This window comes from Streptomyces sp. CLV115 (genome assembly GCF_038448545.1).
Lineage (GTDB): Bacteria > Actinomycetota > Actinomycetes > Streptomycetales > Streptomycetaceae > Streptomyces > Streptomyces sanglieri.
This window is the reverse complement of record NZ_JBCEWQ010000445.1, coordinates 1-440: the sequence shown is the minus strand read 5'-3', so window position 1 is coordinate 440 and position 440 is coordinate 1. Positions and strand designations below refer to the sequence as shown.

Below are 440 nucleotides of genomic sequence, written 5' to 3'. Positions count from 1 at the left end.
GACTACCCGGGTATCTAATCCTGTTTGCTCCCCACGCTTTCGCACCTCAGCGTCAGTATCGGGCCAGTGAGCCGCCTTCGCCACTGGTGTTCTTGCGAATATCTACGAATTTCACCTCTACACTCGCAGTTCCACTCACCTCTCCCGAACTCGAGACTCCCAGTATCGAAGGCAGTTCTGGAGTTGAGCTCCAGGATTTCACCACCGACTTAAGAGTCCGCCTACGTGCGCTTTACGCCCAGTGATTCCGAGCAACGCTAGCCCCCTTCGTATTACCGCGGCTGCTGGCACGAAGTTAGCCGGGGCTTATTCTTGCGGTACCGTCATTATCTTCCCGCACAAAAGAGCTTTACAACCCTAGGGCCTTCATCACTCACGCGGCATGGCTGGATCAGGCTTGCGCCCATTGTCCAATATTCCCCACTGCAGCCGCCCGTAGG

General features: G+C 56.1%; 1 rRNA gene. It reads right to left on the bottom strand.

Annotation, left to right across the window (positions count from 1 at the left end):
• Window positions 1-440 (bottom strand): 16S ribosomal RNA (locus AADR41_RS43125); the annotation flags it as partial.